Origin of the sequence: Stenotrophomonas sp. LM091, assembly GCF_001806305.1 — a bacterium.
GTDB classification, from domain to species: Bacteria; Pseudomonadota; Gammaproteobacteria; order Xanthomonadales; family Xanthomonadaceae; genus Stenotrophomonas; species Stenotrophomonas bentonitica_A.
In genome coordinates, this window is the sequence record NZ_CP017483.1 from 555,847 (window position 1) to 578,751 (window position 22,905).

Annotated in this window: 22 protein-coding genes; 11 read left to right on the top strand and 11 right to left on the bottom strand. The window is 67.0% G+C overall.

Annotated features, from left to right (window positions below; genetic code table 11):
- Positions 1-207: 207 nt before the first annotated feature.
- The 5 genes from mtnA to ligA form a co-directional block, all read right to left on the bottom strand.
- A complete protein-coding gene (gene mtnA / locus BIZ42_RS02505) occupies positions 208-1,269 on the bottom strand; it encodes an S-methyl-5-thioribose-1-phosphate isomerase (protein WP_019184338.1) in 1,062 nt (353 codons plus the stop codon).
- 43 nt (positions 1,270-1,312) lie between these two features.
- The gene (locus tag BIZ42_RS02510) at positions 1,313-2,035 is read right to left on the bottom strand and encodes a DUF3011 domain-containing protein (protein ID WP_019184339.1); all 723 of its coding nucleotides are present in this window, start codon (positions 2,033-2,035) and stop codon (positions 1,313-1,315) included.
- Between the two features lie 110 nt (positions 2,036-2,145).
- The gene (gene epmA, locus BIZ42_RS02515) at positions 2,146-3,090 is read right to left on the bottom strand and encodes an EF-P lysine aminoacylase EpmA (protein ID WP_070425455.1); all 945 of its coding nucleotides are present in this window, start codon (positions 3,088-3,090) and stop codon (positions 2,146-2,148) included.
- On the bottom strand, positions 3,087-3,572 hold the full coding sequence (locus BIZ42_RS02520; RefSeq protein WP_070425456.1) for a GNAT family N-acetyltransferase: 486 nt from the start codon (positions 3,570-3,572) through the stop codon (positions 3,087-3,089). The genes epmA and BIZ42_RS02520 overlap by 4 nt, the downstream gene beginning before the upstream one ends.
- A gap of 14 nt (positions 3,573-3,586) precedes the next feature.
- Positions 3,587-6,049, bottom strand: coding sequence for an NAD-dependent DNA ligase LigA (ligA, locus tag BIZ42_RS02525; protein WP_070425457.1), 2,463 nt, complete (start codon positions 6,047-6,049; stop codon positions 3,587-3,589).
- Positions 6,050-6,175: 126 nt separating this feature from the next.
- On the opposite strand from ligA, the gene BIZ42_RS02530 reads away from it, so the two are divergent.
- Positions 6,176-7,297 carry a pyridoxal phosphate-dependent aminotransferase gene (locus tag BIZ42_RS02530; RefSeq protein WP_070425458.1) on the top strand — a complete coding sequence of 374 codons (1,122 nt, stop codon included), beginning with the start codon at positions 6,176-6,178 and terminating at the stop codon, positions 7,295-7,297.
- 28 nt (positions 7,298-7,325) lie between these two features.
- Here the strand turns inward: BIZ42_RS02530 and zipA are convergent, their stop codons facing one another.
- The 6 genes from zipA to BIZ42_RS02560 all read right to left on the bottom strand — a co-directional run bounded on the left by zipA (position 7,326) and on the right by BIZ42_RS02560 (position 13,716).
- Positions 7,326-8,063, bottom strand: a complete 738-nt coding sequence (gene zipA, locus BIZ42_RS02535) for a cell division protein ZipA (RefSeq protein ID WP_019184344.1) — start codon at positions 8,061-8,063, stop codon at positions 7,326-7,328.
- Positions 8,064-8,110: 47 nt separating this feature from the next.
- Complete coding sequence (smc, locus tag BIZ42_RS02540; RefSeq protein ID WP_070425459.1) at positions 8,111-11,614, bottom strand: chromosome segregation protein SMC; 3,504 nt, start codon at positions 11,612-11,614, stop codon at positions 8,111-8,113.
- Positions 11,615-11,919: 305 nt separating this feature from the next.
- Positions 11,920-12,372, bottom strand: a complete 453-nt coding sequence (gene rplI / locus BIZ42_RS02545; RefSeq protein WP_019184347.1) for a 50S ribosomal protein L9 — start codon at positions 12,370-12,372, stop codon at positions 11,920-11,922.
- 155 nt (positions 12,373-12,527) lie between these two features.
- Positions 12,528-12,758, bottom strand: a complete 231-nt coding sequence (rpsR, locus tag BIZ42_RS02550) for a 30S ribosomal protein S18 (RefSeq protein ID WP_002804494.1) — start codon at positions 12,756-12,758, stop codon at positions 12,528-12,530.
- Positions 12,759-12,769: 11 nt separating this feature from the next.
- Positions 12,770-13,210 carry a 30S ribosomal protein S6 gene (gene rpsF / locus BIZ42_RS02555; protein ID WP_019184348.1) on the bottom strand — a complete coding sequence of 147 codons (441 nt, stop codon included), beginning with the start codon at positions 13,208-13,210 and terminating at the stop codon, positions 12,770-12,772.
- A gap of 167 nt (positions 13,211-13,377) precedes the next feature.
- On the bottom strand, positions 13,378-13,716 hold the full coding sequence (locus BIZ42_RS02560; protein WP_019184349.1) for an iron-sulfur cluster assembly accessory protein: 339 nt from the start codon (positions 13,714-13,716) through the stop codon (positions 13,378-13,380).
- A 129-nt stretch (positions 13,717-13,845) separates the two neighbouring features.
- On the opposite strand from BIZ42_RS02560, the gene asnS reads away from it, so the two are divergent.
- From asnS to BIZ42_RS02610, 10 genes are all read left to right on the top strand, one after another.
- Complete coding sequence (gene asnS / locus BIZ42_RS02565) at positions 13,846-15,240, top strand: asparagine--tRNA ligase (RefSeq protein ID WP_070425460.1); 1,395 nt, start codon at positions 13,846-13,848, stop codon at positions 15,238-15,240.
- Between the two features lie 23 nt (positions 15,241-15,263).
- A complete protein-coding gene (locus BIZ42_RS02570) occupies positions 15,264-15,569 on the top strand; it encodes a hypothetical protein (protein ID WP_019184351.1) in 306 nt (101 codons plus the stop codon).
- Positions 15,566-15,880, top strand: coding sequence for a hypothetical protein (locus BIZ42_RS02575; protein ID WP_070425461.1), 315 nt, complete (start codon positions 15,566-15,568; stop codon positions 15,878-15,880). The genes BIZ42_RS02570 and BIZ42_RS02575 overlap by 4 nt, the downstream gene beginning before the upstream one ends.
- Positions 15,881-15,886: 6 nt before the next feature.
- The gene (locus BIZ42_RS02580; RefSeq protein WP_070425462.1) at positions 15,887-16,525 is read left to right on the top strand and encodes an FMN-binding negative transcriptional regulator; all 639 of its coding nucleotides are present in this window, start codon (positions 15,887-15,889) and stop codon (positions 16,523-16,525) included.
- Positions 16,526-16,599: 74 nt separating this feature from the next.
- On the top strand, positions 16,600-17,262 hold the full coding sequence (gene can / locus BIZ42_RS02585; protein ID WP_019184354.1) for a carbonate dehydratase: 663 nt from the start codon (positions 16,600-16,602) through the stop codon (positions 17,260-17,262).
- 24 nt (positions 17,263-17,286) lie between these two features.
- Complete coding sequence (locus BIZ42_RS02590) at positions 17,287-17,814, top strand: 3-hydroxyanthranilate 3,4-dioxygenase (protein WP_070425463.1); 528 nt, start codon at positions 17,287-17,289, stop codon at positions 17,812-17,814.
- 272 nt (positions 17,815-18,086) lie between these two features.
- Positions 18,087-19,364 (top strand): kynureninase, encoded by a 1,278-nt coding sequence (gene kynU, locus BIZ42_RS02595; protein ID WP_070425464.1) that lies wholly within the window; start codon positions 18,087-18,089, stop codon positions 19,362-19,364.
- Positions 19,365-19,394: 30 nt separating this feature from the next.
- A complete protein-coding gene (locus BIZ42_RS02600) occupies positions 19,395-20,762 on the top strand; it encodes an NAD(P)/FAD-dependent oxidoreductase (RefSeq protein WP_070425465.1) in 1,368 nt (455 codons plus the stop codon).
- Positions 20,762-22,201 (top strand): exodeoxyribonuclease I, encoded by a 1,440-nt coding sequence (gene sbcB / locus BIZ42_RS02605; protein ID WP_070425466.1) that lies wholly within the window; start codon positions 20,762-20,764, stop codon positions 22,199-22,201. Before BIZ42_RS02600 ends, sbcB begins: the two co-directional genes overlap by 1 nt.
- Positions 22,198-22,884: a DUF2461 domain-containing protein gene (locus BIZ42_RS02610; RefSeq protein WP_019184359.1), complete on the top strand. Its 687-nt coding sequence runs from the start codon at positions 22,198-22,200 to the stop codon at positions 22,882-22,884. The genes sbcB and BIZ42_RS02610 overlap by 4 nt, the downstream gene beginning before the upstream one ends.
- Positions 22,885-22,905 lie beyond the last annotated feature (21 nt).

The following is a 22,905-nucleotide window of genomic DNA, read 5'->3' on the forward strand; positions in this document are numbered from 1 at the left end:
TTGTCTGGTAGCGGTCCAGTCCGTCACGACCGCCCTTTCGGGGCGGTTGCGCCGGAATCTCGATTAACCGTTGGATTCTACCACAGCGGGCCATTTTCCGCCCGCTTTTACGGGGGTTTTACCGGCAAGAATCAGGAACTTACGGGGGCGTTGGCGGGCGCTTGGGCAGGCCGCGACCGTCGGTCGTGGCACGCGCCGCAGCCGGCCTCAGCCGAACGCGGCCTGCATGTTGGCTACCGTCGGGTTCAGGATCACCCCGCGCTCGGTCACGATGGCGTCGATCAGGCTGCCCGGGGTGACGTCGAAGACCGGGTTCCAGGCGGCGATGCCCTCGGCCACGGTACGGGTGCCGCCCACGCCGTAGAGCTCGCCGGGATCGCGCTGTTCGATCTCGATCTGCTCGCCGTCGGCAGTGTCCATGTCCACCGTGGAGGACGGCGCCACCACCATGAACTTCACGCCGTGGTGGCGGGCAGCGATGGCCAGCTGGTAGGTGCCGATCTTGTTGGCGGTGTCACCGTTGGCGCAGATGCGGTCCGCGCCCACGACCACCCACTGCACCGCACCGGTCTTCATCAGGTGCGAGGCGGCCGAATCGGCGATCAGGGTGGCATCGATGCCATCCTGCTGCAGCTCCCATACGGTCAGGCGCGCGCCCTGCAGCCACGGCCGGGTCTCGCCGGCGAACACGCGGGCGATGCGGTGCTGGGCCATGCCGGCGCGGATCACGCCCAGCGCGGTGCCGAAGCCGGCGGTGGCCAGCGAGCCGGTATTGCAGTGGGTGAGCACACCGCTGCCGGCCTCGATCAGGCCGGCGCCCAGCGCGCCCATGTGGCGGTTGGCGGCCAGATCCTCCTCGGCGATGGCCTGGGCTTCGGCGGCCAGCACCTGCTGCCAGTCGGCACCGGCCGGGGCCAGCGCGCGGCGCATGCGGGCCAGCGCCCAGGCCAGGTTCACGGCGGTCGGGCGCGAGGCGTTGAGGCGTTGCAGGGCCGGCTCCAGCTTCAACAGCGCTTGGGCGCCATCGTCGGCCTGGACCTCATTGGCCGCCAGTACCACGCCCCAGGCGGCGGCAATGCCGATCGCCGGTGCGCCACGCACGGTCAGCGCATGGATGGCCTCGGCAACCGCGTCGCTGTCGCGGCACTCCACGTGCTCGACGATGAACGGCAGTTTGCGCTGATCGAGCAGCTGCAGGCTCTCGCCGGTCCACAGGATCGGGCGGATATGGTCGTAACGGGCGTAGTCGATGTCGGTGGATGCGTTCATCGGGCCATTGTAGCGGCGTGCCGATGCAGGCGGAATCGCGCGCTCAGTTGACCGCGAACTCGGCGCGGCAGCCCTTGTCGACCCAGACCCCACGGCTGTCCCAGCCCCAGCTGCTGCCCTGCTCGCAGGGGGTGCCGGAGAGCTGCTTGTTGAGCGTGACACCGTGAGTGATCCCGGCGCCACAGAAGCGGCGCTGGCGCGACTTGGACTCGCATACCAGGATGCGTGGCACGTTGAGGAACCCGCTGCCATCGGCGGCACCGACCTCGAACTCGCCCTGGCAACCGCGGGTCACCCAGATCTCATTGCGGCGATAGCCCCAGCTGTGGCCTTCGCGGCACGGCAGCGAGGTGAGCTGGCGCAGCAGACGCACCGGCGCGCCCTGCAGCACGACCGGGCAGCTTTGCGGGCGCCCGTTGGATTCGCAGCGCACCACCCGCCGCGTGCGGCGTTCACCGTCGGCACGCGGCGCGGCAGCCGCGGTACGCGCGCGGAACTCGGCGCGACAGCCCAGGGTCACCCAGACGCCGGAACGGTCGGTGCCCCATTCCGAGCCTCGCACGCAGCTGTTGTCGGAGAGCTGGCGGATCAGATCGACACCGCCTTCGGTGGGGACATCGCAATGCACCCACCCCATGTCGCGCGATTCGCAACGCACCACCTGGCCGGCATAGCCGCCGGCCTGCGCGAGCGCCGTTTCAGGCATCAGCGCAGTCCACAGCAACACCGGCCACAAGGGCATGCCCGCGCCTACCAACAGCTTCATCAACACGATCCCCGCCACGCCTGAACAATCACATGACCCACCTTCGGACATCCGGTGTGATCAGAGCATCATCATGCAGCCCGTGCAAGACGCGAATGCGTCAAAACGCCTCAGGCGTGGGCGAAATCGAAGGCCAGCACATCGGCAATGCGGCCGGTGCGGTTCATCGCCATCAGCAGCCGGTCCACGCCCACCGCCACCCCCGCGCAATCGGGCAGCGCCGGCAGGGCCGCCAACAGGTGTTCATCCAGCGGGGGCAGCACGTCGCCGCGCGCGGTACGGATGGCATGGTCGCGCTCGAAACGCGCGCGCTGTTCAGCCGCGTCGTTCAGCTCGTGATAGCCGTTGGCCAGCTCCACGCTGCCCAGGTACAGCTCGAACCGTTCGGCCAGCGGCGGCGTGCCCGGCCGAATTCTCGCCAGTGCCGCCTGGGTGGCAGGCCAGTCATGCACCACCGTCATGGTGTCGTCACGGAAGTGCGGTTGGATGCAGTGGGTCATCAGCAGATCGAGCCAGTCATCCCGGGTCAATCCGTCCGCATCGATGCGGACCTCGGCCAGCGGTGCCTGCAGGTCTTCCAGGCTGGCCTGGAACGGGTCCAGCCCGACGTGCTGCTGGTAGAGACCACGGTAATCGATGACCTCCAGCGTCGCCTCGCGCTGGACCAGCTGCAGCGCATCGCGCACGAGGGCGGCGGTCTCGTCGATCAGGCGACGGTGGTCCCAGCCGACCCGGTACCACTCCAGCATGGTGAACTCGGGATTGTGGCGGCCGCCGGCTTCGCCGTTGCGGAACACACGACCCAGTTCGTAGCAGTCCCCCACCCCTGCCGCGAGCAATCGCTTCAGCGGGAACTCCGGCGAGGTGCGCAGCCAGCGTTGCGCGGTGCCCGCATCCACGTGCCCGCTGAAGCGGGTATGGAAGCTGTCGATGTTCGGCTCGGTATTGCCCGCTGCGGACAGGATCGGCGTTTCGACCTCGAGCACGTCGCGTGCGGCGAAGAAGCGGCGGATCAGTGCATTGAGCGTGGCACGCTGGCGCAGCGCGGCGATCACGCGCGCGCGTCCTTCAAGCGCTGGGCCAGCGGCAGGGTCAGCAGATCGCGGGTGTCATCCACGTAGCCGGTGGCCAGGTACAGGCGTCGCGCCAGTTCGTTGTGATGGTTCACTTCCAGGCGCATGCGCTCCACGCCACGTGCGTTGGCGCGCTGCTCGAGGATGGCCAACGCCTGCTTGCCGCGGCCCCGCCCACGCGCGGCATGGCTCAGGTACAGCTCATCGAGCAACGCGAAGTGGCCGCCCTGCTCCAGGCTGAAGCCCATCGCCAGTGCTCCATAGCCCACCACCGCGCCGGCCTCGTCCAGCCACAGCAGCACTTCACCGTTGCGGGGATCTTCCAGCAACGCGGCCAGCGCGTTCCGCACACGGGTGTCTTCGAAGTCGAGTTTGTCTTCGGCGTAGAAATCACGCATCAGCCCGATCAGCAACTCGGTGTCGGCGACGGTGGCCAGGCGGAAATCGAGGGGAACGGTCTGCATGCGGTTTCTCTTGTTCAGTGCTGCGCGAGGAAGGCGATCAGCTGGTCTTCGTCCCAGACCGGCACGCCCAGCTCCTGCGCCTTGGTCAGCTTGGAACCGGCTTCCGCACCGGCGACCACGAAGGAGGTTTTTTTCGACACACTGCCAGCCACCTTGGCGCCCAGCGCTTCCAGCCGGGCCTTGGCCTCGTCGCGGTTCATCTGCGTCAGCGTGCCGGTCAGCACGGCGGTCTGGCCGTCCAACGGGCCGGCGACCTGGTCGGCCTGCTCCGGCGCCAGTGCCAGCAGCTTCTGGCGGTAGTCCTCGGCCTTGAGCAGCATCGGGCCGTGACCTTCGCTGTCGAGCCAGTCGGCCAGCCCGAGGGCTACCTCGTTCGGCAGGCCGGCGGCCACGAACCGCACCGGCTCGGCGTCCAGCAACGAGGCCGCATCCGGCAACATGGCCACCAGCTTCTCCGCGCGCAGCCGGGTGATGCCCGGAATCTCCGCTTCGACCAGCAGCTGAGCGAAATCCAGCCCCTCGCGCAACTTGGCGATCGGCGGGTGCACATCGCTGATGCGCACCTGCCCGACCTGCAGCAGCGCGTCGATCGCCTCCTGGTTGCCGGCCTGTTCGAAGAAGTGGCCGAGCGATCGCGCCACTTCGCCGCCGATGTCGGGCACGCGCTTGAACAGCGGCCACGGCAGATGACGGATCAGTTCGAGATCGCCGAACCAGGTCGCCAGCGCCTTGGCGGTGCTCTCGCCGACATGCTCGATGCCCAGCGCGAACAATAGCCGCTCCAGCGTGGTGGTGCGGCTGGCGTCGATCGCGGCGATCAGGTTGTCGGCCCACTTGGTCGCGATCTTCTTCGTGTTCCAGGCGAACGTGGCCGGCATCGCCAGCGCCTGCGCGCGCCATGCCTCGTCGCTGCCATCGAGCTTGAGGATGGCCCTCAGGTACTCGCCGCTGCCTTCCGGCGGCAGGTGCAGGCCGATCTGGCTGGCCAGCGCCTCGGGCGATTCGGCATCCAGCACCAGCTTGAGCTGCAGCAGTTGATCGCGCTGCAGGCGGTACAGATCGGCTACGCCGCGCACGATACCGGCGTCGACCAGGGTCTCGATGTACTTGCCGCCCAGGCCGTCGATATCCATGGCGCGGCGCGACGCGAAGTGCGCGATGGCTTCCTTGCGCTGCGCCGGGCAGCTCAGCTCACCCGAGCAGCGCCAGGCGGCCTCGCCCTCTTCGCGGACGATCTCCGAGCCGCACACCGGGCACTGCGAGGGCATCTGCCACGGCGTGGTGCCGGCGGGACGACGGTCGGCGATCACGCTGACCACTTCCGGAATCACATCACCGGCGCGGCGCACGATCACCGTATCGCCCACGCGCACATCCAGGCGCGCGATCTGGTCGGCATTGTGCAGCGTCGCGTTGGAGACGATCACGCCGGCCACGGCGACCGGCGCCAGACGCGCGACCGGGGTCGCCGCACCCGTGCGGCCGATCTGGATCTCGATCGCCTCCACCGTGGTGGTCTGTTCCTGCGCCGGGAACTTGTGCGCGATCGCCCAGCGCGGTGCGCGCGCGACGAAGCCCATCTGTTCCTGGCCGGCGCGATCGTCGAGCTTGTAGACCACACCGTCGATATCGAAAGCCAGGCCATCGCGGCGTTCGCCGATGTCGCGGTAATAGGCGAGCAGCCCGTCGGCGCCCTCCACCACCTGGCACAGGTCACTCACCGGCAGCCCCCACGCGCGCAGCTGCGCCAGCGTGGCCGAATGGGTGGGCGGCAGCTCGCCGCCTTCAACCTGGCCGGTGCCGTAAGCGTAGAAGCTCAGCTTGCGCCTTGCGCTCATCTTCGGATCGAGCTGGCGCAGCGAACCGGCGGCGGCGTTGCGCGGATTGGCCAGCACTTTGCCGTCATGCAGGCGCGCATCGGCGTTGTAGGCCTCGAAGTCGGCACGGGCCATGTAGACCTCGCCGCGCACTTCCAGCACCGCTGGCCAGCCCTCACCCTTGAGCACCTGCGGGATCACACTGATCTGGCGGAGGTTCGCGCTGACATCCTCGCCGGTGGCGCCATCGCCACGGGTCGCCCCCTGCACGAAGCGGCCCTCCTCGTAGCGCAGGCTGATTGCCAGGCCGTCGAGTTTGGGTTCGGCGGAAAAATACAGCGTGCTGCGACGCAGGCGCTCGCTGATGCGGCGCACGAAATCCTGGACTTCCTCATCACTGAAGGCATTGCCCAGCGACAGCATCGGCACCGCATGGCGGACCTCGGCGAAACGCGAGGACGCCTTGCCACCGACCTGCCGGGTCGGCGAATCGGCCGCGGCCAGCTCCGGGTGTGCCTGCTCGATCGCCTCCAGCTCGCGCACCAGCAGGTCGTACTCGACGTCGGGGATCAGCTGCTCGTCGCGCTCGTGGTATGCCTTGCCGGCATCCTCGATCTGGCGGCGCAGGACGTCGGCACGTGCGGCGGGGCTGGGGGTCATGCGGGAGGCGATCCTGGTGGGGCATTCAATTTTACCCCTCCCCCCGCTCCTGCGCGCAGTGAAGAACGCTTGCCGCCGATCCGCCGTGGCGCTAGCGTGCGCCGAACCCCTTGTTTCCGGTGCCCCGTGACGCCTGCCCCCACCACTTCCCGTCGCTCGTTCCTGCAGTTGGCCGGTGCCGGCCTGGCGTTATCCGGCCTGGGCGTGCTGCCTGCATCCGCCGCGCCGTCGCGTGCGCTCCCCGCCAGCACAGGACCGGTGCTGCTGAACTTCAACGAATGCCCGTATGGGCCATCACCGGCTGCGCAGGCGGCGGCGCGCGACATCATCGCCAGCAGCGGGCGGTATCTGTTTGGTCTGGCCGGCGAGCTGCGCGATCTGTTCGCCCAGCAGGAAGGCATCGACAAGGATCACGTGCGGCTGTATCCGGGCTCGAGCGAGCCACTGAACCGGGCGGCCGTGCTCTGGACCTCGCCTGGTGCGGGGCTGGTGGTCGCCGATCCCACCTTCGAGGCGCTGGGCGATCTTGCCGCGGCGCGTGGGGCCACGGTGGCCAGGGTGCCGCTGCGCGCCGACGGGGCACACGACGTGCATGCGATGGCGGCGGCTGCCGCGACGGTCAATGCCGGCCTGCTGTATCTGTGCAACCCCAACAATCCCACCGGTTCGATCACCCCGGCGGCCGACATTGCCTGGCTGCTGGCCAACAAGCCGGCCCAGACCCGCGTGCTGGTGGACGAGGCCTACCTGCAGTACAGCGAGCAGCGCTCGGTGATCGGCCAGGTGATGCAACGCGACGATGTGATCGTGCTGCGCACCTTCTCCAAGCTCTACGGCATGGCCGGCCTGCGCCTGGGGCTGGCGGCCGCGCATCCGGACCGGCTGAAGGAACTGGCCAGCCTGGGCGACAACCCGCTGCCGGTCACCGCGATGGCGGCGGGACTGGCGAGCCTGCGTGATCCGGGATTGATCGCGCAGCGCAAGGCGGAGAATGCCCTGGTACGGCAGGAGACCATCGGCTGGCTCGGTAAGCGCGGCTTTAGCTGTGTGCCGTCGGAAGCAAACTGTTTCGTGGTCGATGTGCAGCGCGACGGCGCGGCGTTCTCTGCGGCGATGGCCGAACAGGGCGTGGTCATCGGGCGCAGCTGGCCGATCTGGCCGCAGCGGGTGCGCGTGACGGTGGGCACCGCGGCCGAAATGGCGCGGTTCCGTGCGGCCTTCGACACGGTGGTCAGCCAGAACAGGTAGAGCCGACCGTTGGTCGGCTCTACGGCAATCACCAGCGCGGGGCCTTGGTCAGCGGCGGGGCCTGGTGCTGGCGGTCGTAGGCGCGCAGCTCATCACGGATGTGCGCGATGCGCTGGCGACCCAGGGCATTGCGGCTGTCATCGAGCACGACGCCATCGAGCAGCTCGCCCATGCGCTGCACGGTCGGCAGCATCTTTTCCCAGGCGTCCAGCGCGGTCAGCGGCGCCGGCAGGGTCAGGAAGAAGGCGATCGCCGGCGTTTCCATCTCGCGGATGTTGGCCATATCGAAACTGCCCGGCTTCATGATGCTGGCCATCGAGAAGATCGGGCCGCGCTCGGGGTGGCCTTCGACCAGGCGGTGGAAGACATTCATGTGGCCGAACACCAGGCCGGTCTTTTCCGCAGCGACGACGATGTCTTCGCCACGCAGCTGCTCGCCCGCGCGCGCAGCGACGAACAGCGAGACGATCTTGTCGAAATCCTGCGTCGCACGCTTGCCCAGGTCACTGGCCGGCGCGGCGTCCACGTCCGGCAGGCCCAGCTCGGGCTGGGTAACGCCGTCTTCGCCGACAACGGGGGCAGCGCCCTCGGCCGGGCTCTCGCCCTCGCCCAACACGGGCTCACGGCGCTGGCCGCTGGTGCTCTCCGCACCTTCGACGCGACGGCCCTGCACTTTCTTTTTCGGACGGCCAAACAGGAAGATCGCAGCGATCAACAGCAGGCCGGCGGCCAGGATGCCGATGCGGAGCAGTGCCATGTCGGACATTCGGGGGGGTCTCCGGCTAAATCATTCAGGTACTTAAGGATGGCACGTCAGGCCGCGCCCGCCAATCGTGCGGCTTCCTCCAGGTCGACACTGACCAGTCGGCTGACGCCCGGCTCGCGCATGGTCACGCCGGAGAGCTGGTGGGCAGCTTCCATCGTGGCCTTGTTGTGGCTCACAAACAGGAACTGAACCTTCTCGCTCATTTCCTTGACCATGTTGGCCAGGCGACCGACGTTGGCTTCGTCCAACGGCGCGTCCACCTCGTCCAGCAGGCAGAACGGGGCTGGGTTGAGCTGGAAGATCGCAAACACCAGCGCCACCGCGGTCATCGCCTTCTCGCCACCGGACAGCAGCGAGATGCTCGACACCCGCTTGCCCGGCGGCCGCGCCATGATCGCAACACCGGTGTCGAGCAGGTCTTCACCTGTCAGCTCGAGGTAGGCGTGGCCACCACCGAACAGGCGCGGATACAGCTGCTGCACACCGGCGTTGACGCGGTCGAAGGTGTCCTTGAAGCGGCCGCGGGTCTCGCGGTCGATCTTGCGGATCGCGTCCTCCAGGGTTTCCAGCGCGGTGGTGAGGTCGGTGTTCTGCGCATCCAGGTACTCCGAACGCTGCGACGCCTCGCCGTATTCCTGGATGGCGGCCAGGTTGACCGGCTCCAGCCGGCGCATGCGGCCATCGATCTGGTGCACGGCCTGCTCCCAGTCGGTGACCCGCGCATCCTCAGGCAGGCTGTTGATCACGTCCTGCAGCACGAAGCCGGCCTTCTCCACCGAGGCCGACAGCTGGTCGGCACTGAGCACCAGCGCCTGCTGGTCGAGCTTGCGCTGGGAAATGCGCTCGCGCTGCGCCAGCGCCTGTTCGTCGCGCTGGTGGCGGGTCTGCTCGAACGTGCGCAGTTCGGCATCGATGCCATCGAGCAACGTACGGGCTTCGCCCAGCACGCGGTCGGCACGCACACGCTCGCCCAAGGCGTTCTGGTGTTCGGCTTCGAGCGCCTTGACCGGCGAATCACCTTCGTCCAGCTGCGAATGCAGTTCACCCAATCGCGTATCCAGCTGCCCACGCTGGGTACTCATGCGCTCCAGCGCCTGGCTCAGCGAGGCGATCTGCGCGCGTTGCGATTCCAGCGTCAAGGCGAGCGAATGCGCCGCCTCGCGCACGTTGCGGGCCTGGTCGCGGGCCTGGTCGCGGGCATCGGTAAGCTGGCGACGCTCGCCTTCCAGCGCGGCGCGGACCGATTCCAGGTCGCCCATGCTGGTGACCGCATCGTCCAGCCGCGAACGTGCTTCGCGCACCTGCTCGCGACCGGCATCCAGCGTCTCCAGCAATTGCACCAGCTCGCCTTCGATGCGGTCGATGCGGGTGCGTGCGGCCTCCACCTTGCCCTGCTGGCTCTGCAGCTGGCCACCGAGCTCGGAAACGCTGCGATGGGCCAGGTACAGCTGGCGCTGCGCGTCTTCGCGTTGCTGCTCACCGGCCAGCAACTGGTCACGGAAGCCGGCCAGCTGCTCTTCCAGGGCCGCTTCGCGGTCCTGCAGTGTTTCAATCTGCTCGCGCAGGGTAACAATCTCGCGTTCGCGCAGCAGCGCGCCCTGCTTGGCCGCGCCGGAGCGCGACACGCGCACCCAGCCCTCGCCCAGCCGCTCGCCACCGCGGGTGATGACCGAGTCGCCCTCGCCCAGTGTCGCCTGCAGCGCACGGGCGGACGCGAGATCCTCGGCGGCATGCAGGCGTGCCAGCAGCCGACGGATCGCAGTGGGGCCCTGCACTTTTGCGGCCAGCGAGGTTGGCGCGACATCCAGCGCGTCCTGCTCAGCCGAGACCAGCGCGATACGGCCTTCGCCGAGTTCGCCCAGCGCGTCCACCAGCGATGCCGGGGAATCGACCAGCACGCCCTCGATCAGCTGGCCGAGCGCGGTTTCCACGGCGTTTTCCCAGCCGCTCTCCACGGTCAGGCGTTCGCCGACACGCGCGCCCGAATCCAGCCCGCGTGCCTTCAGCCAGGCCACCGCGGCGCCCTGCTCCTGGCCCAGTGCGGCCTGCTGCAGGGTCTCCAGTGACGACAACCGGCCGCGGGCGGCCTGGGCCTGCTTGCGGATCTCGGCCAGCTCGGTCTGCCCGGCGCGCTGGCGGTCCTGCAGCCCGGCCACGGCCTGCTTGCGTTCTTCCACCTGCTCGTTGAGCGTGTCCAGCGAGGCCTTCTGGGTCTCGTGCTGGAGGTGCAGTTCTTCGAACACCTCGGCCAGGGCGTCCAGATCCAGCCCGGCGCGCTCGGCCTGCAGCGACTCGCGGCGGCGATCGGCTTCCAGCACCTGGCGGTCCAGATAATCCACGCGGGTGCGCTCGACTTCGCCTGCGCGTGAGGCTTCGGAGGTGCTGCGGGTATGGCTCTCCCAGCGCTGCTGCCAATCGGCCAGCCGGGCCTCGGCATCACGCAGGGCTTCCTGCTTTATCTCATTCTCTTCCTGCAACTGCTCCAGGCGCGGCTCGGCATCGTCCACCGCCTCGCGCAGCACCATCAGCTTGGCCTCATCGCCACTGATGTGCTGGCCCAGATCGGCCAGTGCCTGCTGCGCTTCATCGCGCGCCTTGTTCAGTCGCTGCGACATCTCGCGCTGATGCTGGATCTGCTGCTCCAGGCGGGCCAGCGTGCTGCCGACCTGGTAGACCTCGGCCTGCGCGGTGTTGAGCGCATCGGAGGCCTCTTCGCGGCGCAGGCGGCTGGTTTCGATGCGGGCTTCGGCATCGCGCTGCTCGGCGATCAGCTGCTGCAGGCGGGTCTCCTCGCGCGAGAGTGCTTCGCGCAGGCCGCCCAAGCGGCCATCCAGCCCACGGTATTCCAGCGCCTTCCACTCGGCGTCCTTGACCTTGCGCTCTTCCTGCAGCGCCTGGTACTGCTCGGCCTGGCGCGCCTGGCGCTTGAGGTGCTCGAGCTGTTTGCCGATCTCCTCGCGCAGGTCGTTGAGGCGGTCAAGGTTCTCGCGGGTATGCCGGATGCGGGTCTCGGTTTCCTTGCGGCGCTCCTTGTACTTGGAGATGCCGGCAGCTTCTTCCAGGTAGACCCGCAGATCTTCAGGCCGCGCCTCGATGATCTTGCTGATCATGCCCTGCTCGATGATCGAGTAGCTGCGCGGCCCCAGGCCGGTGCCGAGGAACAGGTCGGTGATGTCACGGCGGCGGCACTTGGTGCCGTTGAGGTAGTAGTTGCTGCTGCCATCACGGCTGACGGTGCGCTTGACCGAGATCTCGTTGAACGAGGCGTACTCGCCGGTGATGGTGTGGTCGGTGTTGTCGAAGATCAGCTCGACGGCGGCCTGCGAGACGGGCTTGCGGGCCGAGGAGCCGGAGAAGATGACGTCGGTCAGCGAGTCGCCACGCAGGCGGCTGGCGGAGCTTTCGCCCATGACCCAGCGCACGGCGTCGATGATGTTCGATTTGCCACAGCCATTGGGGCCCACCACGCCGGTCATGTTGGTCGGCAGGTGCAGCGTGGTCGGATCGACGAAGGATTTGAATCCGGACAGCTTGATCGTGGACAGACGCATGGCGTGATGGTTTTCCGGGCGAAGGCCTGAAGCGACCCCCACCATGATGGATTACGGAGCGGATTTACCCCTCAAGCCATTGATATTGCAGGACTTCAATGACCCCGGGGGCGACGCGATAGCCTGAGTATAACGGGGCCGGTGTTCAGCGCGCTGCGGGGGCGGCTCCAGCCCGCATTTCCAGCGTGGGGCCAGGCACCCTCCCGTCTGTATCGTCACGGCGCCAAGCCGTTGCCGTTGCCACAAACAAAAAACGGGCACCCTCGCGGGTACCCGTTTCAGTGACGCCCGCCTTTCGGCAGGAATCAGGCCTTTTCGGCTTCCACAACCACCTTGACGGTGGTTTCCACGTCGGCGTGCAGGTGAACAGTCACCTCGTACTCGCCCACGTTGCGGAAGGCGCCTTCGCCCAGGATCACTTCGCTCTTTTCCAGCGGCAGACCGGCAGCGGTGAAGGCTTCGGCGATATCGCGCGGGCCGACCGAACCGTACAGCTTGCCTTCCGTCGAAGCGTTGGCAGCGATGGTCACGCTCTTGCCTTCCAGCTGCGCCTTGCGAGCTTCGGCATCAGCGTGGATCGACTGGGCCTTGGCTTCGTAATCAGCGCGCTTGGCTTCGAACTCGGCCACGTTGGTCGCGGTGGCCGGAACGGCCTTGCCGGTCGGGACGAGGAAGTTGCGGCCGTAGCCCGGCTTCACGTCGACCAGATCGCCCAGACCGCCGAGGTTGGTGACCTTCTGAAGAAGAATCAGCTTCATGGTGTAGCTCCAAATGTGTATTCGTTAGCGAGGCCCAGGCCCCGCAGCGATGGCTGTCCGAATATCCGAACGGCAGATCCTTCACACCGCCCGACGCTTCACAGCGCGGGCGGCGGGATCTGCGAAAGCGGCGACCCGCAGGCCGCCCGCCTTCATCAGACGTCGTGGTTGTCGGTGTACGGAATCAGGGCCAGGAAACGGGCGCGCTTGACGGCCGTTGCCAGCTGGCGCTGGTACTTCGACTTGGTACCGGTCACGCGGCTCGGCACGATCTTGCCGTTCTCGGTGAGGTACTGGCGCAGGGTGTTGAGATCCTTGTAATCGATCTCCTTCACACCTTCGGCCGTGAACTTGCAGAACTTACGACGACGGAAGAACTTGGACATGTCAGTGCTCCTTAAGCGGCCGAAGCGGCGTCTTCGCCGGCATCGGTGTCAGCGGCGGCGGGGGTGGTTTCACCTTCTTCGTCATCACGACGACGACGCTCGCCACGCTCGGGCTTGTCACCCTTCTCGTCCTTGCTCTTCATGATCAGCGACTGCTCGGTGTCAGCTTCGTCACGCTTGATGACGAGGTTGCGCAGCACGGCGTCGTTGAAGCGGAAGCTTTCCACCAGCTCGCTCAGCACAGCCTGGTCGCACTCGATGTTGAGCATGACGTAGTGGGCCTTCACCAGGTTCTGGATCGGGTAAGCCAGCTGACGACGGCCCCAATCTTCCAGACGGTGGATGGTGCCGTTGCCGTTCTCGACCAGCGCCTTGTAGCGCTCGATCATGGCCGGGACCTGTTCGCTCTGGTCCGGATGGACCAGGAACACGACTTCGTAATGACGACTCATGTGTTTTTACCTTTCGGATGTGGCCCTTTGAGGGCCGGACAGCCCCCCGCAGGTGAACGCGGTGGGGCAAGGGTCCTGCCCGGAATCAGGCAGGAAGCCGCGCATTGTGGCAGCAGAAGGGATGGCAGGCAAGCCGGGCGGGCTGAACAGGCCCGGCGCGCGGGCGATCAGGCCTTGTCGGCCTCGGTCGTGAAGCTCTCGCCGCAGCCGCATTCAGCGGTGGCGTTCGGGTTCCTGAACGTGAAGGTCTCACTCAGCCCGTGCTTGCCGAAGTCGATTTCGGTGCCGTCGACCAGCTCGAGGCTGGTGGCATCCACATAGATGCGGACCCCATCCTGCTCGAAGACGGTGTCGCCCTCGCGCTCATCGCGGGCCAGATCGGTGATGTGGCCCCAGCCGGAACAACCGGTGCGGGTCACGCCGAAACGCAGGCCCAGCGCGCCGGGCGTCTGCTCGACGAACTTCTGCACACGGGCAAAGGCAACAGGGGTAAGGCTTACGGCCATGACAGGCAACTCCAGCGGATCGTGATCATTATAGGCGCCCCGGACCGCAAGAAATGCCTCGCAAGCCGAACACCGCACCCGTTAAACTCCGTGTTCAGAGATCGAGTCGATCAACAGAGGATTCAAGTCATGACGGTGGTCAGCGTTGAACATGCGCTTGCCGGGAAGATCCCGGAAGGCGGCGAGGCAACAGTACGCGGATGGGTCCGCACGGTGCGCGGCTCTGCGGCGCTTGCCTTCGTCAATGTCACCGATGGCTCCTGCTTCGCCCCCATCCAGGTGGTGGCCAATGACACCCTGGCCAATTTCGACGACATCAAGAGCCTGACGCCGGGCTGCTCGGTGATCGCCCGCGGCACCCTGGTCAAATCCCAGGGCAAGGGCCAATCCTTCGAGATCCAGGCCAGCGACATCGAGATCGTCGGCCTGGTCGAAGACCCGCTGACCTACCCGATCCAGCCCAAGCCGATGAGCCCGGAGTTCCTGCGCGAAGTGGCGCACCTGCGCCCGCGCACGAACCTGTTCGGTGCGGTCACCCGCATCCGCAACTGCCTGGCCCAGGCCGTGCACCGGTTCTTCCACCAGAACGGCTTCAACTGGATCAGCACCCCGATCGTGACCACGTCCGATGCCGAGGGCGCCGGCCAGATGTTCCGGGTCTCGACGCTGGACATGGCCAACCTGCCGCGCAACGAAAAGGGCGAGGTGGATTTCAGCCGCGATTTCTTCGGCAAGGAAACCTTCCTGACCGTGTCCGGCCAGCTGAACGTCGAGGCGTACTGCCTGGCGCTGAGCAAGGTCTACACCTTCGGCCCGACCTTCCGCGCCGAGAACTCCAACACCACCCGCCATCTGGCGGAGTTCTGGATGATCGAGCCGGAAATCGCCTTCGCCGATCTGGCCGAAGATGCGCGCCTGGCCGAGCAGTTCCTGAAGTACCTGTTCCGCGCGGTGCTCGATGAGCGTGGCGACGACCTGGCCTTCCTGGCCGAGCGCGTGGACAAGAACACGATCACCAAGCTGGAAGGCTTCATCAACGCCCCGTTCGAGCAGATCGACTACACCGAAGCGGTGAAGCTGCTGCAGAACTCGGGCAAGAAGTTCGACTTCCCGGTCGAATGGGGCCTGGACCTGCAGACCGAGCACGAGCGCTGGCTGACCGAAGAACATATCGGCCGCCCGGTGGTGGTGACCAACTATCCCGAGCACATCAAGGCGTTCTACATGCGCCTGAACGACGACGGCAAGACCGTCGCGGCCATGGATGTGCTGGCCCCGGGCATCGGCGAGATCATCGGCGGCAGCCAGCGCGAAGAGCGCCTGGATGTGCTCGATGCACGCATGGCGCAGTTCGGCCTGGACCCGGCGCACTACGGCTGGTACCGCGACTTCCGCCGCTACGGTTCGGTGCCGCATGCCGGCTTCGGCCTCGGCTTCGAGCGCCTGGTGGTATACGTCTGCGGCCTGAGCAACATCCGCGACGCGATCCCCTACCCGCGCGCACCGGGCAGCGCCGAATTCTGATCGACCTACGGAGGCACTGAACCATGACCCTGTTCTTCGCGCTGTGTTTCGTCGGCGTGGCGATCGCCGGGTTCAGTGCCTTCGTGATCTTCTGGCCGCTGACCCTGGTCCACATCCGCGACCGCCACCCGGCGCTGGCCAATCGCTTCGGCGCGGGTGCCTTCCTGCGCCCGGACGCGCTGCGCTGGCTGCTCGGCCGCGACTATCGGCAGAGCAGCGACCGCTCGCTGACCGGCCTGGCCACGCCGGCCTGGCTCTCGCTGCTCACCCTTCTTGCCGGACTGGGCATGGCTGCCCTGCTCTGGCTGCTTTCGATGGTACTGACATGAACGACGCTACTTCCCACCACGACGAGTGGTTCCTGGCCAGCCTGGGCAACACCCTGATCTGGGCGCGCCTGCGCGTGCGCCCGGCCGGTACCGCCGAGGTGCTGGACAGCGACGGCAACACGCTGAGCTACGACAGCGAAGACACGGCTCGCTCGCAGCTGTTCGACGCCGAGTTCGTCGCCTACGACGGCCTGGATGAAGAGGACGCGCTGGTGCGCGGCTTCTCGCTGCATGAAGTGCAGCCGCCGCAGGCCGACAGCGACGATGCCCTGCACGGCCGCATGATCCAGAGCCTGGGCGCCCGCGCGTAACCGACGATGTTCATCCCGTCCGCCTTCGTCGAGACCGACCTGATCTGGCTGGACCGGCTGCTGGCGCGCGATGCGTTCGTCACCCTGGTGACCAACGGCGCCGACGGCTACCCGCAGGCCACGCGCCTGCCGGTGGTGTACACGCGTGATGCCGGCGGCATCCTGATCGAAGGCCACTGGGCCAAGCCGAATCCGCAGGCGGGCCATGCCGGCCCCGCGTTGATGCTGGTGCACGGCCCGCATGCGTATGTGTCGCCGGGCTGGTATCCGGACAAAGATGCGCAGGCGCGCGTCCCCACCTGGAACTACGCCGCGGCCGAACTGCGCGGCGTGCTGGAACCGGTCACCGACCCGGACGCACTGGTAGCGATGCTGGACGCACTGAGCACGCATTACGAAGGCACCGTGGGCGGCGATTGGGACCTGCTGCCGATCGAGCCGCGCCAACAGCGCATGCTTGGCGGCATCGTCGGCTTCCGTTTCCGCCCGGCGCAGGTGCAGATCAAACTCAAGCTCAGCCAGAACCATCCCGAGGCCAACCAGACCAGCGTGATCGACGCGCTGTCGGCACTGGACGCCCCGGCATCACGCGAGCTGGCGCAGTGGATGCGCTGGCGCCGCGAGGGCGGCCCCGCCGCCGACTGACCCTACCCACTCCTGCGACGACGCGGCCACCCTGGCCGCGCCTTGCCCCCACCCGACGTCAGGGACCCCGCACGATGAAAGACATCCACAAGCTGCTGCAGAACAACCGCGAATGGGCGGACCGGATCGAGAAAGAGGATCCGGAGTTCTTCCATCAACTGGCCAAGCAGCAGCACCCGGAATACCTGTGGATCGGCTGTTCCGATTCGCGCGTGCCCGCCAACCAGATCATCGGCATGGCGCCGGGCGAAGTGTTCGTGCACCGCAACGTGGCCAACGTGGTGGTGCACACCGACCTGAACTGCCTGAGCGTGATCCAGTACGCCGTGGATCAGCTGAAGGTGAAGCACATCCTGATCGTGGGCCATTACGGCTGCGGTGGCGTGCATGCCAGCTTGAACAACACGCGCGTGGGCCTGGCCGACAACTGGCTGCGGCACGTGGGCGATGTGGCGCAGAAGCATGCAGCGATCATGGATGCGATCGAAGAGCCCGAACTGAAGCATGCACGCCTGTGCGAGTTGAACGTGATCGAGCAGGTGGTCAACGCCTGCCGCTCGACGATCGTGCAGGACGCCTGGGCGCGTGGCCAGAAGCTGATGGTGCACGGCTGGGTGTACAGCCTGAAGGACGGCCGGGTGCGCGAGATGGGCATCGACGTGGGCGCACCGGAAGAGCTGCAGGCCGCATACGAAAAGGCCCTGTCCTATGTTCCGCGCCACGGTCGGCGCGACTGATTCTTTCTCTTTCGGACAGCGCCCATGCTTGCCTCCCCCATCAATCTGCTCGCCTGGATCGAAGAGCACCGGCATCTGCTGAAGCCGCCGGTTGGCAACAAGATGATCGAGAACGGCGACTTCATCGTGATGGTGGTCGGTGGCCCGAACAGCCGCACGGATTTCCATTACGACGAAGGCCCGGAGTGGTTCTATCAGCTCGAGGGCGAGATGACGCTGAAGGTGCAGGAGGATGGCGCGGTACGCGACATTCCGATCCGCGCGGGCGAGATTTTCCTGTTGCCGGGCGGCGTGCCGCATTCGCCGCGCCGCCCGCCGGGCGGTGTGGGCCTGGTGGTGGAGCGCAAGCGGTTGGCGCATGAGCGCGATGGGTTGATGTGGTTCTGCGAGCAGTGCAATCACAAGCTGTACGAGGAGTTTTTCGCGCTGGAGAACATCGAGACGGATCTGCCGAAGGTGTTCGATCGCTATCACTCTTCGCTGGAGCTGCGCACGTGCGATGCGTGCGGACATGTGGATCCGTTGCCTGCGAAGGTGGCTGTTGAGGGGTGATGGCTTTAGAGCTTTAGAGCTCTAAAGCCGGCCGTTAAGTGGGCTGAGAGTGGGCCGGTGGGGGCGGGTTTCCTGGACCCGCCCACATCGGCCCGTCCACTGGAACGTCACTGCATACGCTTTGGCTTTGGCTTTGGCTTTGGCCCCGGCCTCCACCTTGAGCGCCAGCTGCCAGCCACCAGTGCACGCCAGATCAGCGCCGCAAGCCAGATTCAGCCCACGCCCCCACCACCCGGATAAACTGTCGGCTCACTGACACCGCCGGTTGCACCATGTCCGAGATCCTCAGCCGCACCCATGCCGTTGCCCTGGACGCCGCCGATCCGCTGCGCAGCCTGCGCAACGAATTCGTCTTTCCCCAGCACAACCACCGCGACCAGACCTACTTCGTCGGCAACTCGCTGGGCCTGCAGCCGCGCGGGGCACGTGCCGCCGTCCAGGAAGTCATGGACAAATGGGCCTCGCTGGCCGTCGAAGGCCACTTCACCGGCGAGACCCAGTGGCTGCACTACCACCGCCTGGTGAGCGACCAGCTTGCCCGCGTCGTGGGCGCCCTGCCCAGCGAAGTCGTGGCGATGAACACCCTCAGCGTCAACCTGCACCTGATGATGGTCAGCTTCTACCGGCCCACCGCCGAGCGCCCCGTCATCCTCATGGAGGCCGGCGCCTTCCCGACCGACCGGCATGCGGTGGAATCGCAGCTCCGCTTCCATGGCTTCAACCCGGAGACCGACCTGGTCGAAGTGCAGCCCGATGAGCCGAATGGCACCATCTCGCTGCAAGCCATCGAACGCGCCATCACCGAGCATGGTCCCCGCCTGGCGCTGGTGCTGTGGCCCGGCGTGCAATACCGCAGCGGCCAGGTCTTCGATCTGGAGGCCATCACGCGCATGGCGCGCCTGCAGGGTGCCCGGGTCGGCTTCGATCTGGCCCACTCGGTCGGCAACGTGCCGTTGCAGCTGCACGACATCGCACCGGATTTCGCCGTGTGGTGCCATTACAAGTATCTCAACGCGGGCCCGGGCGCCGTCGCCGGCTGCTTCGTGCACGAGCGCCACCACCGCGACGCCACCCTGCCGCGTTTCGCGGGCTGGTGGGGCCATGAAGAGGCCACGCGCTTCAAGATGGCCCCGCAGTTCGTGCCCGCCGTGGGCGCCGAAGGCTGGCAGCTCAGCAACCCGCCCGTGCTCGGCCTGGCCCCGCTGCGCGCTGCGCTGGAGGTGGTCGACAAGGCCGGCGGCATCGACGCGCTGCGGGTCAAATCGTTGCGCCTGACCGGCATGCTGGATGCACTCGTTCGCGCGCGCCTGTCCGGCGTGCTCGAGGTGCTGACCCCGTCCGAACCGGAACGCCGTGGCTGCCAGCTCTCGCTGCGCGTGGCCGGTGGCCGCGAGCGCGGCCGCAGCCTGTTCGAGTACCTGCAGACCGTGGGCGTGCTCGGCGACTGGCGCGAGCCCGATGTGATCCGCATTTCGCCGACCCCGCTCTACAACCGCTACCTCGACCTGCACCACTTCGTCGAGGAAGTGGAAGCCTGGGCTGGCCTCTAAGCCGCCCTCCCCGCCCCCACGGACATTGACTTGATCGCTACCCCCTCCCGCTCGCTGAGCATCATCGGCGCAGGTCTGGCCGGTTCGCTGCTTGCCATCCTGCTGTCCCGCCAGGGCTGGCAGATCACCTTGTATGAGCGCCGCGGCGACCCACGCGTGAGCGATTACGAGTCCGGTCGCTCGATCAACCTGGCGCTCGCCGAGCGTGGCCGCCATGCGCTGCGCCAGGCCGGTGTCGAAGACGCGGTCATGGCCAAGGCAGTGATGATGCGCGGGCGCATGATCCACCCGCGCGAGGGCGAACCGCAGCTGCAGCGCTACGGCCGCGATGACAGCGAAGTGATCTGGTCGATCCACCGCAAGGACCTCAACACCACGCTGCTGCAGCTGGCCGAGGATGCGGGCGCCACCGTGCATTTCCACCGCCGCCTGCACACCGTGGATTTCGATGCCGGCTACGCGCGCTTCATCGATGACCGCGACGACCAGCCGCACGATATCCGCTTCGATACCCTGATCGGCGCCGACGGTGCCGGCTCGGCGCTGCGCGCGGCGATGAACCGCAAGCAGCCGCTGGACGAGCGCATCGCCTTCCTGGATCACTCCTACAAGGAACTGGAGATCCCGCCGACGGCTGAAGGTGGTTTCCGGATCGAAGCCAATGCGCTGCACATCTGGCCGCGCGGGCACTACATGTGCATTGCGCTGCCCAACGACGAAGGCACCTTCACGGTCACGCTGTTCCTGCCCAACGAGGGCGACCCGAGCTTTGCCACCACCAACAGCGGGGCCGAGGCCGAGGCGCTGTTCGCGCGCGACTTCCCCGATGCACTGGCGCTGATTCCGAACCTGCGCCGCGACTGGGAGCAGCACCCGCCGGGCCTGCTCGGCACGCTGCACCTCAAGCACTGGCATATGAAGGGCCGCGCGGTGCTGATCGGCGATGCCGCGCACGCGATGGTCCCGTTCCACGGCCAGGGCATGAACTGCGCCTTCGAAGACTGCATCGCACTGGCCGGGCATCTGCTGGAGCAGGATTCGCTGGCCGAGGCCTTCGCTGCCTTCGAAACCGACCGCAAACCGAACGCCGAAGCGATCCAGCAGATGGCGCTGGAGAATTACCTGGAAATGCGCGACCGCGTGGCCGATCCGCAGTTCCTGCTGCAGCGCGAACTCGAACAGGCGCTGCAGGCGCGGTGGCCGACCCGCTTCGTGCCGCATTACACGATGGTCACCTTCCTGCGCACCCCGTATGCCGTAGCGCTGGCCCGCACCGAGCTGCAGCGGCGCATGCTGGAGGATGCCACCGCCGGGCACGACAGCCTGGCACATATCGACTGGGCCGCCCTGGAGCGCCTGGTCCACGAACAACTGCCAGTCCTGGAGGGCGCGCACTGATGGCCGACAGCTTCCTGTTCTATGACCTGGAAACCTTCGGCCAGGACCCGCGCCGCACGCGCATCGCGCAGTTTGCCGGTATCCGCACCGATGCCGATCTGAACATCATCGACGAGCCGGTCAGCTTCTACGTCAAACCGGCCGACGACCTGTTGCCCTCGCCGGTCGCCACGCTGATCACCGGCATCACCCCGCAGCATGCCCTCAGCGCCGGGGTCACCGAGGCCGAGGCATTCGCGCGCATCAACGACCTGATGTCGCGGCCGGGGACCTGCACGCTGGGCTACAACACCCTGCGCTTCGACGATGAGTTCGTCCGCCACGGTCTGTTCCGCAACTTCTACGACCCCTACGAACGCGAATGGCGCAACGGCAATTCGCGCTGGGACCTGCTGGACATGATGCGGCTGCTGCACGCGCTGCGCCCGGACGGCATTGTCTGGCCGCAACGCGAGGATGGCGCGACCTCCTTCAAGCTGGAACATCTGGCCGTGGCCAACAACGTCCGCCAGGGCGATGCGCACGAAGCATTGTCCGATGTGTACGCGACGATCGGGCTGGCGAAGCTGTTCAAGCAGGCGCAGCCACGGCTGTGGGACTACGCGCTGAAGCTGCGTGACAAGCGTTTCGTCGGCGGCCTGCTGGATGTGGACGCGATGCAGCCGGTGCTGCACATCTCGATGCGCTATCCGGCCCAGCGCATGTGCGCCGCGCCGGTGCTGCCACTGGCGCGCCATCCCTTCATCAACAACCGCATCATCGCGCTCGATCTGGAGGGCGACATCGAACCGTTGCTCGAGCTGCCGCCGGAAACCATCGCCGCGCGCCTGTACACCCGCGCGGCCGACATGGCCGAGGGCGAGCAGCGCGTGCCGCTCAAGGAAGTGCACCTCAACAAGGTGCCGGCGCTGGTCGCATGGAACCATCTGCGCCCGGCCGACCATGCACGCCTGGGGATCGACCCGGCCGCGATCGAGGCCAAGGCCGAGCGGCTGCGCCAGATCGGACCGGCGCTGGCCGAGAAGGTCCGCCAGGTGTATGCGGGCGAGCGCAGCCTGGCGCCCAGCGATGTCGATGCCTCGCTGTACGACGGCTTCCTGGCCGACGGCGACAAATCCCTGATGTCGCGGATCCGCACCAGCCCGCCGGCCGAGCTGGCCAGCTTCGCCGAGCGCCTGCGTGACCCGCGCATGCCCGAACTGCTGTTCCGGTACCGCGCCCGCAACCATCTGGACACCCTGGACACCACCGAGCGCTCACGGTGGAACGATTATCGTCGCCAGCGCCTGCTCGGCGATGCGTCGCTGGGCGAACAGACCCTGCCGCAGTTCACCGCGCAGCTGGATGCACTGGCCGCAGAGCACGCCGACGATGCCGGCAAGCTCGCCCTGCTGCAGCAGCTGCGCGACTGGGGCACCCACCTGCAGAGCAGCCTATGAGCACGTATTTCAGCCCGGCCACGTTCACGTTCCTGCGTGGCCTGGCCCGCAACAACGACAAGACCTGGTTCAACGAACACAAGCCGAAGTACGAAGAACATGTCCGCCAGCCGTTCCTGCGGTTGATCACCGATCTGCAGCCGGACCTGGCCGCGGTCAGCGAGCACTTCCGCGCCGACCCGCGCACCGTGGGTGGCTCGTTGTTCCGCATCTACCGCGATGCGCGCTTCTCCAACGATAAATCGCCCTACAAAAGCTGGCAGGGCGCGCGCCTGTTCCATGAGCGGCGCAAGCAGGTGCCGGCCCCGTCGTTCTACATCCACCTGCAGCCAGGCGAGAGCTTCGTCGGCGCGGGGCTGTGGCATCCCGAGCCGGCCACCCAGCGCAAGGTGCGCCACTTCATCGTAGACAATCCCGGCAGCTGGAAGGCGGCCGCGCATTCCCCGGTGCTGCGCAAAAAGTTCGATTTCGAGGAAAGCGAAAAGCTGGTCCGTGCCCCGCGGGGTTTCGAGCCGGATTTCGAGTTCATCGACGATCTGAAGCACCGCAACTGGGTGTTCTGGCGCTCGCTGGACGATGCCACGATGACCGGCCCGCGGCTGCGCCAGACCATCGCGGCCGACCTGGTCACGCTGGCGCCATTCGTGGACTACCTGTGCGCGGCGCTGGACCTGGAATTCTGAGCTTCACGTGCGCTGACGTCC